General features: G+C 69.9%; 14 protein-coding genes. 4 read left to right on the forward strand and 10 right to left on the reverse strand.

Annotated features, from left to right (window positions below; translation table 11 throughout):
* The 3 genes from G3N62_RS29600 to G3N62_RS29610 form a co-directional block, all read right to left on the reverse strand.
* Nucleotides 1-251: tautomerase family protein (locus tag G3N62_RS29600; RefSeq protein WP_206141377.1), on the reverse strand; the 251-nt coding region annotated here is incomplete at its 3' end.
* A 65-nt stretch (nt 252-316) separates the two neighbouring features.
* Nucleotides 317-820 (reverse strand): aromatic-ring-hydroxylating dioxygenase subunit beta, encoded by a 504-nt coding sequence (locus G3N62_RS29605; protein ID WP_049030802.1) that lies wholly within the window; start codon nt 818-820, stop codon nt 317-319.
* The gene (locus tag G3N62_RS29610) at nt 817-2,100 is read right to left on the reverse strand and encodes an aromatic ring-hydroxylating dioxygenase subunit alpha (RefSeq protein ID WP_124670854.1); all 1,284 of its coding nucleotides are present in this window, start codon (nt 2,098-2,100) and stop codon (nt 817-819) included. Before G3N62_RS29610 ends, G3N62_RS29605 begins: the two co-directional genes overlap by 4 nt.
* A 139-nt stretch (nt 2,101-2,239) precedes the next feature.
* Here G3N62_RS29610 and G3N62_RS29615 point away from each other — a divergent pair, with 139 nt between their 5' ends.
* The gene (locus G3N62_RS29615) at nt 2,240-3,160 is read left to right on the forward strand and encodes a LysR family transcriptional regulator (RefSeq protein ID WP_049030804.1); all 921 of its coding nucleotides are present in this window, start codon (nt 2,240-2,242) and stop codon (nt 3,158-3,160) included.
* Nucleotides 3,161-3,184: 24 nt separating this feature from the next.
* Here the strand turns inward: G3N62_RS29615 and G3N62_RS29620 are convergent, their stop codons facing one another.
* Nucleotides 3,185-4,174, reverse strand: a complete 990-nt coding sequence (locus tag G3N62_RS29620) for a PDR/VanB family oxidoreductase (RefSeq protein WP_124670855.1) — start codon at nt 4,172-4,174, stop codon at nt 3,185-3,187.
* 151 nt (nt 4,175-4,325) lie between these two features.
* Nucleotides 4,326-5,723 (reverse strand): MFS transporter, encoded by a 1,398-nt coding sequence (locus G3N62_RS29625; RefSeq protein ID WP_069704515.1) that lies wholly within the window; start codon nt 5,721-5,723, stop codon nt 4,326-4,328.
* A gap of 410 nt (nt 5,724-6,133) precedes the next feature.
* Here G3N62_RS29625 and G3N62_RS29630 point away from each other — a divergent pair, with 410 nt between their 5' ends.
* Complete coding sequence (locus G3N62_RS29630) at nt 6,134-7,252, forward strand: porin (protein WP_124608057.1); 1,119 nt, start codon at nt 6,134-6,136, stop codon at nt 7,250-7,252.
* 32 nt (nt 7,253-7,284) lie between these two features.
* On the opposite strand, the gene G3N62_RS29635 is transcribed toward G3N62_RS29630, so the two are convergent.
* A complete protein-coding gene (locus G3N62_RS29635) occupies nt 7,285-8,322 on the reverse strand; it encodes a LysR family transcriptional regulator (RefSeq protein ID WP_124670856.1) in 1,038 nt (345 codons plus the stop codon).
* On the reverse strand, nt 8,319-9,287 hold the full coding sequence (locus G3N62_RS29640; protein WP_206141378.1) for an AraC family transcriptional regulator: 969 nt from the start codon (nt 9,285-9,287) through the stop codon (nt 8,319-8,321). Before G3N62_RS29640 ends, G3N62_RS29635 begins: the two co-directional genes overlap by 4 nt.
* 149 nt (nt 9,288-9,436) lie before the next feature.
* Here G3N62_RS29640 and G3N62_RS29645 point away from each other — a divergent pair, with 149 nt between their 5' ends.
* Both G3N62_RS29645 and G3N62_RS29650 read left to right on the forward strand, forming a co-directional pair.
* On the forward strand, nt 9,437-10,543 hold the full coding sequence (locus G3N62_RS29645; protein ID WP_124670858.1) for an NAD/NADP octopine/nopaline dehydrogenase family protein: 1,107 nt from the start codon (nt 9,437-9,439) through the stop codon (nt 10,541-10,543).
* Nucleotides 10,540-11,550: a 3-hydroxybutyryl-CoA dehydrogenase gene (locus tag G3N62_RS29650; RefSeq protein WP_124670859.1), complete on the forward strand. Its 1,011-nt coding sequence runs from the start codon at nt 10,540-10,542 to the stop codon at nt 11,548-11,550. The genes G3N62_RS29645 and G3N62_RS29650 overlap by 4 nt, the downstream gene beginning before the upstream one ends.
* Before the next feature lie 11 nt (nt 11,551-11,561).
* Here G3N62_RS29650 and G3N62_RS29655 read toward each other — a convergent pair whose 3' ends face one another.
* The 3 genes from G3N62_RS29655 to G3N62_RS29665 form a co-directional block, all read right to left on the reverse strand.
* On the reverse strand, nt 11,562-12,899 hold the full coding sequence (locus G3N62_RS29655; RefSeq protein ID WP_124670860.1) for an MFS transporter: 1,338 nt from the start codon (nt 12,897-12,899) through the stop codon (nt 11,562-11,564).
* 165 nt (nt 12,900-13,064) lie between these two features.
* On the reverse strand, nt 13,065-14,111 hold the full coding sequence (locus G3N62_RS29660; protein WP_059559595.1) for an ABC transporter substrate-binding protein: 1,047 nt from the start codon (nt 14,109-14,111) through the stop codon (nt 13,065-13,067).
* The coding region (locus G3N62_RS29665) for an FAD-binding oxidoreductase (protein ID WP_206141379.1) at nt 14,108-14,802 on the reverse strand (695 nt) is incomplete at its 5' end. The genes G3N62_RS29660 and G3N62_RS29665, both read right to left, overlap by 4 nt.

A 14,802-nucleotide genomic window follows, 5' to 3' on the forward strand; every position in this document is an offset into this window, starting at 1 on the left:
TCGCGTTTCCGTGCGTCGGTGCGGCCGGCGATCAGGATCGCGACGATCACCGGCAGCGACGGCGGCGCGCCGTCCGCGGCACTGCGGCCGCCGAGGCCGACATGCGTCGCGGGCAGCTCGGTGAGCAGCACGCGCACGGATTCGGCCGGTGCGCCGATCGCGTCGACGGTCGCACCGGTCAGCCGCGCGATCAGCTCGGCCTTGCGTGCGTCGTCATGGCCGGCCGGCAGGAAAACTTCGAGTGTGGGCATGGTGGTCCGGAAAGGTGAAGGTTGCCGGCTCACCTTTGCACTTGCAGCGGTGAACCGGTCGCGGCTTACAGCAGGAAGCCGATCGCGCTGAGTGCTTCGGTCGAGTCGATCAGGCGCACGACCTTCTCCGCGATCCGCATCTCGCCTTCGGCATCGACGTGCAGCGTGTGCGTGACGTCGGCCGCGAACAGCGTCGCGGCGCCGCGCTTGTACGCGACGACGACCTGCGCCGATTTCAGCGCGACGGTGTCGGCGCCGCCGCTTTCCAGCGTGAAGCGCGACACGGTGCGCACCGTGCGCGCCGCGTCGGTCGCCGAGGCCGAATAGCCGGACACCATCCGCTGCACGCGCTTCTCGCGCATGTCGTGGTCGTCGAACACGTAGTTCAGCGTCGCCGCGAAATCGGTCGCATCGGGGTCGATCGGCACCACGTAGTGGCCGGCGGGCTCCCACAGGTCGAGCCAGGCGCGGTAGTCGCGGCGGTCGAGCATCTCGGCTTCGCGCCACACGAATTCGACCGCGCGGGCGAAGGTCTGCTCGGAAAAGAGGGCGTTGCGGTCGTCCATCATCGTTGCTCCATCATCTTGCGCCATTGCTGGTAGGCCTCGCGCATGCCGGTCTCGTCGGTCGCATGGGCGGTCTTTTCGCCGTTCGCGGCGGTCGTTTCGCGGTTCAGCCCGCGGTTCACGAGGATCGGCACGTCGGGGCCCGCATGCGCGCCGCGCTGCACGCGCTCCCACGCTTCCGCGTCGTCGGGGCTGCCGAACCCGAACGGGCCCTGGAAGTGCTCGTGAATCCGCAACCGCTCGCGGTTCGCTTCGTCGGGGCCGCCGTCCATCGCGAGCGCGACGTGGCGAATCTCGGTTTCGTTCGCGGAGATCGGCCGCAGCACGCGGAAGAACGCCATCGACAGCGCGAGGTTCGGGAACAGGTTCAGGTTGAAGCCGACGCCCATCAGCGAGCGCACGATGCGGCGCACCTCGTCCGGCGCGTGACGTTCGGCGAGCGTGGCCGCGAGCGGCGCGAAGCGCTCGGGCAGCGGCGCGCCGTCGTCTTCGTCTAGATCGATCAGCTCGGGCATCAGCACCGCGAGGCTGTGGCCGTTGCCGAGCCCGCGGCAGAACGCGTCCTCGCTCGTCATGAAGCTCGTGATCGCGGCGGCCGTCTCGTCGTCGATCGACTTCATCCACGACTTGTGCACGACCGGAAAGTGGTAGAGATCGGTGGTGTTCTCGAGCTGGATCTTCCAGTTGCCCTTGAACTTGAACTTGTGCTCGCCGTTCGCCTTGATCGGGTAACCGGCGCCCTGTTTCATGAACAGGTCGATCCACGGCTTCGCGCCGCCGAGGAAATCCTCGAGCGGTTCGACGGCGTCGTTGAAGCTCGCGAAGATCAGCCCCTGGTACACGCCGGCGCGCAGCTTCACGAGCGGCAGGTCGCCCTTCTCGCACACGCCTTCGTAGCCGTCGCCGTACGGCAGCGCGCGCAGCGTGCCGTCGAGTGCGTACGACCAGCTGTGATACGGGCACGTGAAGCCTTTCGCGTTGCCCTTGTGCGCTTCGCACACGGTCGCGCCGCGATGGCGGCAGCGGTTCTGCAGCACGTTGATTTCGCCCGTCCTGTCGCGCACGACGATTACCGGCTGGCGGCCGATCGTCGTCGTGATGAAGTCGCCGGGGTTCGGCAGCTCGCTCTCGTGCGCGACCCAGATCCAGGTGCGGTAGAAGATGCGGTCGAGCTCGGCTTCGAACAGCGCGGGGTCGTGATACATCGCGGGCGCGATGCGGTCGGGTTGCACGAGACCGTGCAGCGCACGGGTGTCGATCGTCTGGTAGGCAATGTCGCTCATCGTCGTCGTGGGGAAAGAGCTGCGAAATCGGGCCGCGTCGCGCGCGGCATCGAGTACCCAGTCTCGTCTTCCGCTACATATCCGTCAAATTGATCTAAAATTGGCCGTTCAATAAATGCGGCAAATGATGGAGGCTACAATGACGTCGGTCGATCATCTCGATCTGAACCTGTTGCGCGTATTCCAGGCGATCGTCGAGGAGCGCAGCCTGACGAAGGCCGGCGAGCGGCTTGCGCTGTCGCAGCCGGCCGTCAGCTATTCGCTCGGCCGGCTGCGCACGCTGTTCGACGATCCGCTGTTCGTGCGCACGCGCTCGGGCATGCAGCCGACGCCGGTCGCGCTGGAGCTGGCCGGCATCGTCGGCAAGGCGCTCGACATGGTGCGCGTGGCGCTGCGCTACGCGGAGCGTTTCGATCCGGCCACCAGCACGCGCACGTTCCGGCTGTCGCTGTCGGATGCGGGCGAGATGGCGTACCTGCCGGCGATCTGCCGGGCGCTGCGCGAGCGCGCGCCGCGCGTGACGCTGAGCGTGCAGCCGCTGCCGGTGGAGGAGATCGAGGAAGCGTTGCGGGCGAGCCGGCTGGATTTCGCGATCGGCAACCTGCCGGAGCTGATGCCGCGCACGCGTCACCAGGTGCTGTTCGAGGAAACCTACGTGTGCATGACGGGCCGCCGGCGCGGGTTGCCGGCCGGCGCCGCGCTGGGTCTCGAGCCATTCGTGCGCGCCGCGCACGTCAACGTGAAGTCGGTCGAGCACAGTCATCACGCGCTCGACGACGCATTGCGCGCGCAGGGCGTGGGCCGCAACATCGCGCTGGAAGTCCCGCACTTCGTCGCGCTGCCGAGCGTGCTGTCGGTCACCGATCTCTATGCGACGCTGCCGAGGCGGCTCGCGCAGATCCTGAACCGCGACAACGCGTTCCGCCTCTATGACCTGCCCGTCATGCTGCCGCCCGCACCGGTGACGATGCACTGGCACGAGCATTTCCACGAGGACGAGGGCAATGCGTGGATGCGTGCGCTGCTCGCCGAGATCGTCGAGCGTTTCGACGACGCATGACGGCCGCGAGACGCGCGTCGGACCTCAGAGATCGAGCACCAGCACCGCCGAGCGCGCGCGCGACACGCAGCAGCAGATCACCGTGTTGCTTGCGCGTTCGGCCTTGCTGAGGCAGTGGTCGCGATGATCGGGCTCGCCGTCGAGGACGGGCACCATGCAGGTGCCGCACACGCCTTCGCCGCATGACGTATCGACTTCGATGCCGATGCGCGCGAGCGCGTCGACGATCGACGTGTCGGGCGTCACGCGCACCGATTGTCCGCTGCGTTGCAGCCGTACCTCGAAGCCGTCGATCGGACCGGGATCGGCGCCGGTCTTGCCCGCCTCGGCGGCGACGGGTTCCGCCGAGAAACGTTCGAGATGGATCGAATCGTCGGGCACGCGCGTCGCGGCCGCCGCGACGACCGCATCCATGAACGGCCCCGGGCCGCACGTGTAGACATGCGCGCGAGCATCGATCGGCGCGACGCAGCGGCCGAGTTCGGCCGCGAGCGTATCGGGCTCGACACCGTAGTGGAACGTCACGTGCGGCGCGAACGGCTCGGCCGACAGCGCGTCGACAAAGGCCGCGTGCTCGCGGCTGCGTGCGAAGTAATGCAACTGGTAGCGCGCGCCGCGCTTGTGCAGCGCGTACGCCATCGACAGCAGCGGCGTGATGCCGATGCCGGCCGCGATCAGCACGTGCTCGCTCGCGTCGTCCGTCAGGCGAAACAGGTTGCGCGGCGCGCCGATCGACAGCTCGGCGCCGACGGCCACGTCGTCGTGCAGCGACCGCGAGCCGCCGCGCGACCGCGCTTCCTTCTTCACCGCGAACAGGTAGCTGCCGCGCTCGTCGGGGTCGCCGCACAGCGAGTATTGCCGCGTGATGCCGGACGGCGCGGTGACGTCGATATGGGCGCCCGGTTCGTACGCGTCGAACGGCTGGCCGTCGACGCGCGAAACCCGGAAACAGCGGATGTCCTGCGCCGCGTCGATCAGCGCGTCGATCCGGACCTGGTGGCGGTTCGCTTGCATGGAAAATTCCGTGGGGTGGGGGGAGCGCGGCGCGGCAGGCACCGCGCCGTCATGCGATCGAGAATAGGGACGGGCGTCGCATAAATCAAATCGATTAAAAAGCAATGTCCTAATCAGTGGGGCGGATAATGGTCGGTTGGCGCGATGGCGCTCACCGCACGGCGATCGCGTCGCCCGCGTCGGCTGCCGGCAGCGGCGCCGCCGCTGCCTGGCCGCGTTCGCGATCGAGGCTGCGGCGATAGTGCCGGCAGCCGGCGGCGAGCAGCAGCGCCGCGAGCGTGGCCGCCGCGACGTTGACGATCGACATCGAATGGCCGACCGCGGCCGGCGCGCCGAACACCCGATCGGTGAACAGCGCGACGACGGTCGTGCCGATCCCGAGCGCGATCAGGTTCGACACGAGCAGGAACAGCGCGGAGATCTGCGCGCGCATCTGGTTCGGCGCGAGCGTCTGCATCGCGGCGGTCGACGTCGGCATCGGGAACGACGCGAAGAACATCGCGACGACGAGCATGGCCAGCGACGCCGGCAGGCTGTCGAGCTGCGTGAACAGCGTGGCGGGAATCACCATGCAGGCGGCGCCGAGCGCGCCCGCGCGCATCGGCGCATCGGCACGGCCGCGCCGCAGCAGCCAGTCGTTGAGCCAGCCGCCGCAGAACACGCCAGCCGTGTTCGCGACCAGCAGCACGATGCCGAGCGTGTAGCCGGCTTCGACGGCCGTCATCCCGAAGCGGCGGATATAGAACGCGGGCGTCCAGCTCAGCAGGCAGTACAGCGTCATCGCATAGAACGAGAAACCGAGGTAGTGGCACGAGAAGGTCGCCCGATGCGTGCCGACGAAGCGCAGCGAGTCGCGCATCGACACGCGCCGCACGGCGCCCGAGCGATCCTGCGCGAGCCCCTTGCGCTGCGGGTCGCGCACGGTCGCGGCGAACAGCAGCGCGACGAGGATCCCCGGCAGCCCGACGATCAGGAACGTGACCTGCCATGCATGCACCTGCCCGACGACGGGCAGCGTGAACGCGCTCGCATGCTTGAGCAGCGCGATCACGTAGCCGCCGATCAGGAACGCGACGCCGCCGCCGATGAACGAGCCGAGCGAATACACGGCGATCGCGCGCCCGAGCTTCTCCTTCGGGAAGTAGTCGGCGAGCATCGAATACGCGCCGGGCGACAGCGCGGCCTCGCCGACGCCCACGCCCATCCGCGCGACGAACATCTGCACGAACTGCTGGCTGAGCCCGCATGCGGCCGTCGCGACGCTCCACAGCGCGATGCCGAGCGAGATGATGCGCGGGCGCGCATAACGATCGGCGAGATACGCGACGGGCAGCCCCATCACCGCGTAGAACAGCGAGAACGCGAAGCCGTTGAGCAGGCTGAACTGCGTGTCGGACAGGTGCAGGTCGCGCTTGATCGGCTCGATCATCAGCACGAGGACCTGGCGGTCGACGAACGAAAAGACGTACGCGAGCATGCAGATGACGACGACATACCATTCGTACGTATAGCGCTTGCCGTCGGCAGCGCGGGCCGGGGATGCGGACATGCGGATTCTCCAGGAGCGGGCGGTGGAAAAGCGCGGCAGCGGCCTTGCGGGCCGGGCGCCGTCGCGGCGCGAAAGCGTGCGGGTGACACGATCGGAGACGCAGCGTAGTCGGCCAAATTCGGCTGCCATAGGCGGAGTGACAGCGGCGCCACACGGACATTTACCGACCCGGATAAAGAAAACACCGAGGCCGTGCTCACGGGCCGCCGCGCGGCACGCGTGCGGCGGGGCGCGCGCGCATCATGCGGCGCATCTATAAGCGTTATGGCGCGCATTGCGTCGACATCCGAAATTGTCGTTTCTAGACTCGGCCCGTTTTTGATCGGCAGCGTTGGCCGTTGGCGGCGAACGCGCATCACACCACGCGGCGCGGCGCCGACCGACGCCGGCACTTCTACGGGACGACGAAGATGAACCAACCGAACGGGCGGGCCGACCGGCTTGCCGTACCGCTTGCCGCGCTGCTCGCCTGCGCCGCGCTGCCGGCCGCCGCGCAATCGAGCGTGACGCTCTACGGCCGCATCGATACCGCGGTCGAATACGCGAATGCCGGGCCGAACCATGTGGCGCGCATGGGCAGCGGCAACTTGTGGGCGTCGCAGTGGGGGCTGAAGGGCGTCGAGGATCTCGGCGGCGGCTACGCGACGATCTTCAAGCTCGAGGACGGTTTCAACGCGGGCAGCGGCGCGCTGTCGAACGGCAGCGCGCTGTTCGGCCGCGAAGCGTGGGTCGGCATCACGGGGCCGTTCGGCGGCGTGCAGTTCGGCGAGCTTTACACGATCCTGCATACGACGCTCGTCACGTACAGCCTGCCGGGCCTCGGCGCGGGGCTCGCGTGGGGCAACGCGACCAACAATTTCGTCGGCCCCGCGTTCCTGCGCGTGCGCAACGCGATGCGCTACACGTCGCCGCGCTACGCGGGCTTCATGCTGCGCGCGATGGCCGCGCGCGGCACCAACGGCGCGGCCGGGCAGCCGGCGACGCTCGGCGACACGTATGGCGCGGGCATCAACTACGTGCGCGGCGGCCTGTCGGTCGACGTCGACTACATGCAGCAGAAGTTCAGCCCCGTGGCGGCCTCCGCGCTCGGCGACACCAGCCCGGCCGCGAACGGCAACTACACGCTCGGCGCGATTTCGTACGACTTCAACGTCGTGAAGGTCGCCGCGCTGTACCTGCGCCATCGCGGCGGCCCCGACGTCGCGGCCGCGATCGACAGCCAGAGCGCGTATCCGCACAGCGACATCATGGAGCTGAGCGCGACGGTGCCGATCGGGCGCGCGTCGCTGCTGTTGAGCGTCGGCCATTACCGGAAGGTCGCGGACAGCGACGGCAATGCCGATTCGTACGGCATCCGGTTCGACTATCCGCTGTCGAAGCGCACGGTGCTGTACACGGGCGCCGCGATGGTGCGCAACGGCGCGCATGCGCGCTTCGTCGTCAACGGCGCGGCGGGCGGCGGCGTCGCGGTCGCCAGGCCGGGCGCCACCGCCAGCTCGATCGTCGCGGGCATCCTCACGGCGTTCTGAGCGTCTCGCCCGCGCCGCGCCCGCTCGCGCCGCTACGCGCAGGCGGGCGGCTGCGGCGCGAGCCATGCGTCGAACGGCGCCTGCTCGCCGATGTTGAACAGCTCGAGCAGCAGCGCGCGCAGCCAGCGGTGGCCGGGGTCCGCGTCGAAGCGCCGGTGCCAGTACGCGTTGACGGCCCATTCGCCGGCACCCGCGATCTCGTACAGCGCGCACGGCTGCCGCGCGGCGAACGTGATCGCGATCGTCTCCGGCAGGATCAGCGCGTAATCGCCGTGCTGCAGCAGCGCGGGCACCACCATGAAATCGGGCAACGCGGCGCGCACGCGCGGCATCAGCGCGTGCCGTTCGAGCAGTTGCATCGACTGCGGATGCGACGTGACCGCGACGAAGCGCAGCGCCTCGGGCGCGGCGCCGTCGAGCACGAAATCGTCGGGCAGCCCGGCGCGCCGCGCGGTGCGGCGCGGCATCAGCAGCACGCAGCGCTCGTGCAGCAGCGCGGTGCGCTGGAAGTGGCTCGATGCGTCGGCGAAATGCCCGAGCGCGAAGTCGATGCGCCCCGATTCGAGCGCGACGTTGAGCTGGCATTCGTCGACGTGCAGCGTCTCGATCACCGCGCCCGGCGCGCGGCGGTCGAACGCGGCGAGCAGCGTCGGCAGGAACGCGCTCGCCGCGAAATCGCTCATATGCAGGCGGAACACGCGCTGCGTGCTGTCGGGCGTGAAACGCGACCCTTCGTCGAGCACGTCCTGCAGGATCGCGAGCGCCTTGTCGACCGAGATCGCGAGCCGCTGCGCGCGCGGCGTCGGTTCGACGCCGGTGCCGGTGCGCACGAACAGCGCGTCGCGGAACATCAACCGCAGCCGGCCGAGCGCATGGCTGACCGACGGCTGCGTGACGCCGAGCCGTAGCGCCGCGCGGCCCACGTGCCGCTCCTCGTAGACCGCGCGAAACGTCTTCAACAGGTTGAGATCGAGATCCTGCACGCGCAAGCCGTCGGGCGAGTCGGCGTCGTGCGATGAAGGTTCGGGGCGGGCCGGCGTCAGCGGGCGGCCGGTTGCGGCGTGCATCATCGTGTCTGCCTCGCGGTAACGGAAGGCGCATGGCCGTAACGCCGCGCATAGGCCTTCGCGAAATGGCCGAAACCGTGGACGCCGTGCGCGATCAGCACGTCGGTCACGCTGCGCGCGTCGCCGCGTTGCAGCGCCGCGTGTACGGCCGTGAGCCGGCGTTCGCGCACGTACGCGGCGGGGGTGGTGTCCAGGAACGCGCGGAACGCGTGCTGCAGCGTGCGCGGGGCGACGCCCGCGACGGCCGCCAGCGCGGCGAGCACGAGCGGCTCGCCGAGATGCGCATCGACGTGGTCGCACGCGCGGCGCACGTATGCCGGCAGCGGCGGCGTACGGTGCGCGAGCGCGTCGCTGTACGCATGCGGCAGGTGCGTGAGCAGCAGCGACATCAGCCACGCGGTGAGGTCCGCGCCGAATATGGGCGACGCGGTGCCGATGCCCGGCTGGGCGCCCAGCCGGCACAGGTATTCGAAGGTGGGCAAGACGAGCGCGGCGCCCGTGTCGCCGCTCGCGAGCGCGAACTGCAGCGGCCGCGTGAGTGTCGTCTGCAGCATGTCCTGCAGCTTGCGTTCGAGCGCGCCGCGCTCGAGGCGCAGCACGAGATTGCGGCAATCGGGGCTCGTGCGCAGGCGGCTCGCGCGCGCGGGCGACGACACCGTCAGCTCGCCGGGGCCCGCGCGCGCAACGACATTGCCGGCCCGCAGCTCGCACGCGCCGGCGAGCGTCAGCCTGAACAGGAAATGATCGGCGTCGTCGCCGAACTCGATGTGCGTTTCGCGGCCGTAGCAGAGTTCAAGCAGCGCGCCGTGGTGCAGCGGCACTTCGTACAGCTCCGCATGAAACGGATCGCGGCCGCACGCGGCCATCCGGTGCGGCCCGAGCCGGTGCGCGACCGCGCGTTCGACGTCGTCGGGCGCCTGCAGCGTGCCGAGCCGGTTCGGCGCATGGCGGGAAAGGGCGATGTCCATTCGTAGACCTCGTGGCGGATGCCGGGGCGCGGCGGGATGCGCGGCGCCGCGATTGCGTTGCGCGAACGGGTGTGTCGTTGCGCGTTTTGAAGCGACGCGGCGCGGGCCGCCGCGTAGTCTCGGAAACACTCAATCACCGGGAGACGGCAATGAAGGTATGTGTTCTGGGCGGCGGCCACGGCTGCCATGCGGCGGCCATCGACCTGCTCGAGAAGGGCCACGACGTGACGTGGTGGCGGCGCGACCGGGAGCCGCACGCGCGGCTGCGCGAGCTTGGCGTGCTGAACGTGACCGACTATCGCGGCAAGCGCGCGGTGACGCTCGGCGATGCGCCTGGCGCGATCCGCCTGACCGACGATCTCGCGGCCGCACTGCGCGGCGCGCGGCTCGTCGTGGTGCCGCTGCCGTCCACGTCGCACGATGCACTCGCCGCGCAGGTCGCGCCGCTGCTGGCGGACGGCCAGGTCGTGTTCCTGCCGCCGGGCACGTTCGGCAGCTTCGTGTTCGCGCGCGCGGCGGCCGATGCCGGCAACCGTTCGCGCGTCGCGTTCGCCGAAACGGGCACGCTGCCGTATCTCGTGCGCAAGCATGGCGACAACGAGGTGGTGATCAGCGCCTATGCGACGCGCCTGCCGACCGGCGTGTTGCCGGCGAGCGCGGCCGGCTGGGCGTTCGACGTGCTGCGCGCGGGCTATCCGTCGGTCGAGCCGGTCGAGGATGCGTTGTCCGGCGCGCTGATGAACGCAGGCCCGGTGATCCATCCGCCGTTGATCCTGATGAACGCCGGGCCGCTCGAGCACTTCGACGCGTGGGACATCCACAACGAGGGCACGCAGCCGTCGATCCGCCGCGTGACGAACGCGCTCGACGCCGAGCGCATCGCGGTGCGCGAGGCGCTCGGTTACCGCGCGCCGCATTTCCCGCTCGCGGATCACTACGCGGCCGAAGGGGACGAGTGGATGTACGGGCGCGGCGCGCACGGCAAGCTGACCGAGAGCGGCGACTGGCGCGAGAAGATCGATCTGCGCACGCATCGCTACATGCTCGAGGACACCCGGCTCGGGCTGTCGTTCGTCGTGTCGTGCGGGCGCCGGGCCGGCGTGCCGACGCCGGTCGCGCAGGGGCTGCTGAGCATCGCGAGCGCGGTCGCGGAGCGCGACCTGTACGCGGAAGGCCGCACGCTGGAGCGGCTCGGGCTGGCCGCGCTGTCGAACGACGCGCTGCGCGCGCTGCTCGACAACGGGTACGCGGCATGAAGGCGGCCGCCGATGTGACGCGCATCCACGTGCTCGGCGCGGGGCGCATGGGGCAGGGGATCGCGCTCGTGTTCGCGTACGCGGGCCTCGACGTGACGCTGATCGACTTCAAGCGGCGCGATGCGGCCGGCTGGCGCGCGTTCGGCGAGCGCACGCGCGACGGGATCGCCGGGCCGCTGCACGCGCAGGTCGCGCTCGGCGGCATCGATGCCGCGCAGGCCGCAGCGGTCGTCGCGCGCATCGCGCTCGTCTCGCACGACGGCGCGGCGGACGCGGTGCGTGACGCCGATGTCGTGTTCGAGGCGCTGCCCGAGGTGCTGGACGCGAAAGCCGAGGCGCTGCGCTGGCTCGGCGAGCACGTCGATGCGCGGGCAACGATCGCGTCGACCACATCGACGTTCGTCGTCACGGAACTGCAACGCCATGTCACGCATCCCGCGCGGATGCTGAACGCGCACTGGCTCAATCCCGCGCTGCTGATGCCGCTCGTCGAGATCAGCCGCAGCGACGCGACGGATCCGTCCGTCGTCGACATGCTTGCCGCGCTGCTCGGACGCGTCGGCAAGAAGCCGGTAATCTGCGGGCCGGCGCCCGGCTATATCGTGCCGCGCATCCAGGCGCTTGCGATGAACGAGGCCGCGCGGATGGTCGAGGAGGGCGTCGCCAGCGCCGAGGATATCGACACGGCGATCCGCACCGGCTTCGGGCCACGCTTCGCGGTGCTCGGGCTGCTCGAATTCATCGACTGGGGCGGCTGCGACATCCTGTACTACGCGTCGCGGTATCTGGCCGGCGAGATCGGCCCGCGCTTCGCCCCGGCCGCGAGCGTCGTGCGCAACATGGAAGCCGGGCGCGACGGCGTGCGTACCGGCGCGGGTTTCCACGACTATGCGGACGTCGACGTCCCCGCGTACATGCGGCAGCGGCTCGGCGAATTCGCGCGGCTGCTCGAGCACCTGGGGCTCGCGCCGGCGTTCGACGGCGCGCGGCGCGACGCCGGGCGCTGACCGTCGCGCGATCATGCGGCGTCGCCGCGTGAGCCGTCGGCGTGCGGGGTGCGCGTCTCGCGCATCACGCACAGGGTCGCGACGGTCACGAGGCCGAGCGCGACGAGGAACAGCGACACGGGCCACGACGCGTGATAGCGCGCGAGCAGCGCGGTGGCGATCAGCGGCGACATCCCGCCCGCGAAGATCGACGCGACCTCATGCCCGAGCGCGACGCCCGAGTAGCGTACCTCGGTGCTGAACAGCTCGCCGACGAGCGCGGGCAGCGTACCGATCATCGCGCCGTGGCTCACGGCCGTGCCGACCGTCAGCGCGAGCCAGACGAGCGGCGTCGCGCGCGTATCGAGCAGCCAGAAGAACGGAAACGCGCATGCGACGAGGCTCAGCGCGCCGATCAGGTACACGGGCTTGCGGCCGATCCGGTCGGACAGCCGGCCCCACGCGAGCATCGCGCCCATCTCGACGATCATCGCGATCATCACGCCGGTCAGCATCACGCCGTTCGGGATGCCGAGGTACTTGCCGTAGACGAGCGAGAACGCGAGAAAGATGTACGCACCGCCGTTCTCGGCCACGCGCAGCCCCATCGCGAGCAGGATTTCCTTTGGATGGCGGCGGATGCACTCGACGATCGGCAGATGCGTGTGCGCGCCGCGCTGGCCGGCCTGCTCGAAGTCGCGGCTTTCCGGCAGGTGGCGGCGGATATAGATGCCGATCGCGAAGATGACGATGCTCGCGAGGAACGGCAGCCGCCAGCCCCAGCTGCGGAACAGGTCGTCCGGCAGCGTCTGCGCGGCCAGGAACGCGGCCGACGACAGGACGAAGCCGCCGCCCACGCCGAGCTGGCTCCACGCCGCGTAGTAGCCGCGCTGCTCGGGCGGCGCGTTCTCGCTGATCATCAGTACGCCGCCGCCCCATTCGCCGCCGGACGCGATGCCCTGCAGCAGGCGCAGCACGACGAGCGCGGCCGGCGCCCACAACCCGATCTGCGCATAGGTCGGCAGCAGGCCGATCGCGAAGGTCGACGCGCCCATGATCAGCAGCGTCCACACGAGCGACGCCTTGCGCCCGTAACGATCGCCGATGTGGCCGAACACGATCCCGCCGAGCGGGCGCGCGACGAAGCCGAGCGCGAACGCCGCGAACGCGGCGAGGCTGCCCGCGAGCGGCGATGCGCCGGGCGGAAAGAACACATGGCCGAACACGAGCGCGGCAGCCGTGCCGTACACGAAGAAGTCATACCACTCCATCGCGTTGCCGGCGACGGAGGCGATGACGATCCGGCGCAGCTGCCGGTCGGCGAGCGGCCGGGCGGCGCTCGGGGATTGCACGGTGTCGGTCGGGTACATGGCGGACTCTGAAGGGGGCGGGCGCGTGCCGTCTCGTGCAGCACTGCGGGCTAGTGTTGTCGGTCCGCCGCGTCCCGGTCAAATCCGCAGAAAAAGGGGAGTGTCATCACTCCCGCAAATGATGGTCGCGGCGCGCGGTCCCGTGCCGCCGCGCGCCGGGGCCGGTTACCGCTCGATCTGCCGGTTCCAGCGCGTATCCCACTGCGCGCGGCGCGCGTTGATCGCGGCCCAGTCGACCACCGTCACCTTGCGCACGAGATCGTCGACGTTGCCGAGGCTCTGCTGCATCGCGGCAGGCATCTTCGCGAGGCGGTTGGTCGGGATCTGCTTGCCGGCCTCGGCCGCCTTCGTCTGCGCGGGCGCGGACAGCAGGAACTGCGCGAGCTTCTGCGCGAGCTGCGGATCGGGGTTGTTCGCGACCACGCACAGGTCGACGAGCAGCAGCACGGGGCCTTCCTTCGGGTTCGCGTACGCGACGGGAATGCCCTTGTCCTGCAGGTCGCCGACGCCGGTCGGCGTGAGCGGGAACAAGCCGGCTTCGCCGGTCTGCACCATCTCGGAGATCTTCGCCGAGTTCGGGATGTACTCGACGACGTTCGGCCCGACCGTGCTCGCCCACTTGCTGAAGCCGGGCTCGACATTCTGCTCGTTGCCGCCCAGCAGCCGGTTGATCGCGAGGAAGCCGTGCAGCCCGAACGTGCTGCTCGACGCCGACTGGAACACGACCTTGCCCTTGTATTTCGGGTCGGCGAAGTCCATCCACGACGTCGGCGGCGCCCAGCCTTTCTCCGTGAACAGTTTCCGGTTGTACGCGATGCCGGTCATCCCGAGCTGCACGCCCGCGCCGACGTCGTCCTTCATCCGCGCGAACGGATACAGCTCCTTCAGCACCGGCGAATCGTCGAGCTTCTGGCAGACGCCGAGGCTGACCGCGCGCGCCATCACGCCGTCGTCGAGGAACGCGACGTGGATCTGCGGTTTGTTGCGGTTCGCGAGCAGCTTCGCGAGCACGTCCGACGACGTGCCGGGCACGACGACCACCTTCACGTTGTTCGCTTTCTCGAAGTCGGGCAGCACCTGGCTCGTATAGGCCTTCTCCATCGGCCCGCCGTTCATGCCGACGTAGATCGTCTTCGTTTGCGCGAACGCGGGCGCGCCGGCGCCCGCGAGGCAGAGGGCGGCGGCCGCCGCGATCGTTCCGAGCAGTTTCATTTGTGGGTCTCCTCTTGACGGAAAGGGGCGGTCGGCGCGGTTTGCGGTGCGAAGCGGCCGATCGAGAATGCATCGAGTGGCGTGGCGGTTTCGCCGGTCGTGACGAGGTCGGCGAGCACGTCGCCGACGCCCGGCGCGAGCAGGAAGCCGCCGCCGGAAAAGCCGAACGCATGCAGCAGGCGCGGGGTCGTGCGGCTCGCGCCGATGATTGGGTTGTGGTCGGGCGTGCAGCCTTCGACGCCGCTCCAGGTGCGGATCAGCAGCGCATCGCGCAGCGCGGGCAGCAGCGCGCACGCGTCGCGCATCACGGCGCGCGTCGTATCGACCGACGGCTGGCCGAATTCGCCGTCGCCGCGGCCGCGCCCGCCGCCGATCACGCAGTTGCCGCGCGCGACCTGCCGCGCGTACACGCCGCCGCCGTATACGCCGAGGTTGTGCGTGATGAACGGCGGCAGCGGTTCGGTCACCCACATGTTCGGGTAGATCGGCTCCATCGGCACGGCTTCGCCGAAGCGTTCGGCGATCGTGTTCGCCCACGCGCCGGCCGAGTTGATCAGCCACGTCGCGGTGCATGCGCGGCCGCCGGCCTGAAAGTGAAAGCGCGCGCCGTCGTGGTGCACGTCGTCGACGGGCGTGTGCTCGAACACGTCCGCGCCCGCCGCGCGGGCCGCGCGCGCGAACGCGGGCGACA

Origin of the sequence: Burkholderia sp. Tr-20355 (assembly GCF_017104685.1) — a bacterium.
GTDB classification, from domain to species: domain Bacteria; phylum Pseudomonadota; class Gammaproteobacteria; order Burkholderiales; family Burkholderiaceae; genus Burkholderia; species Burkholderia seminalis.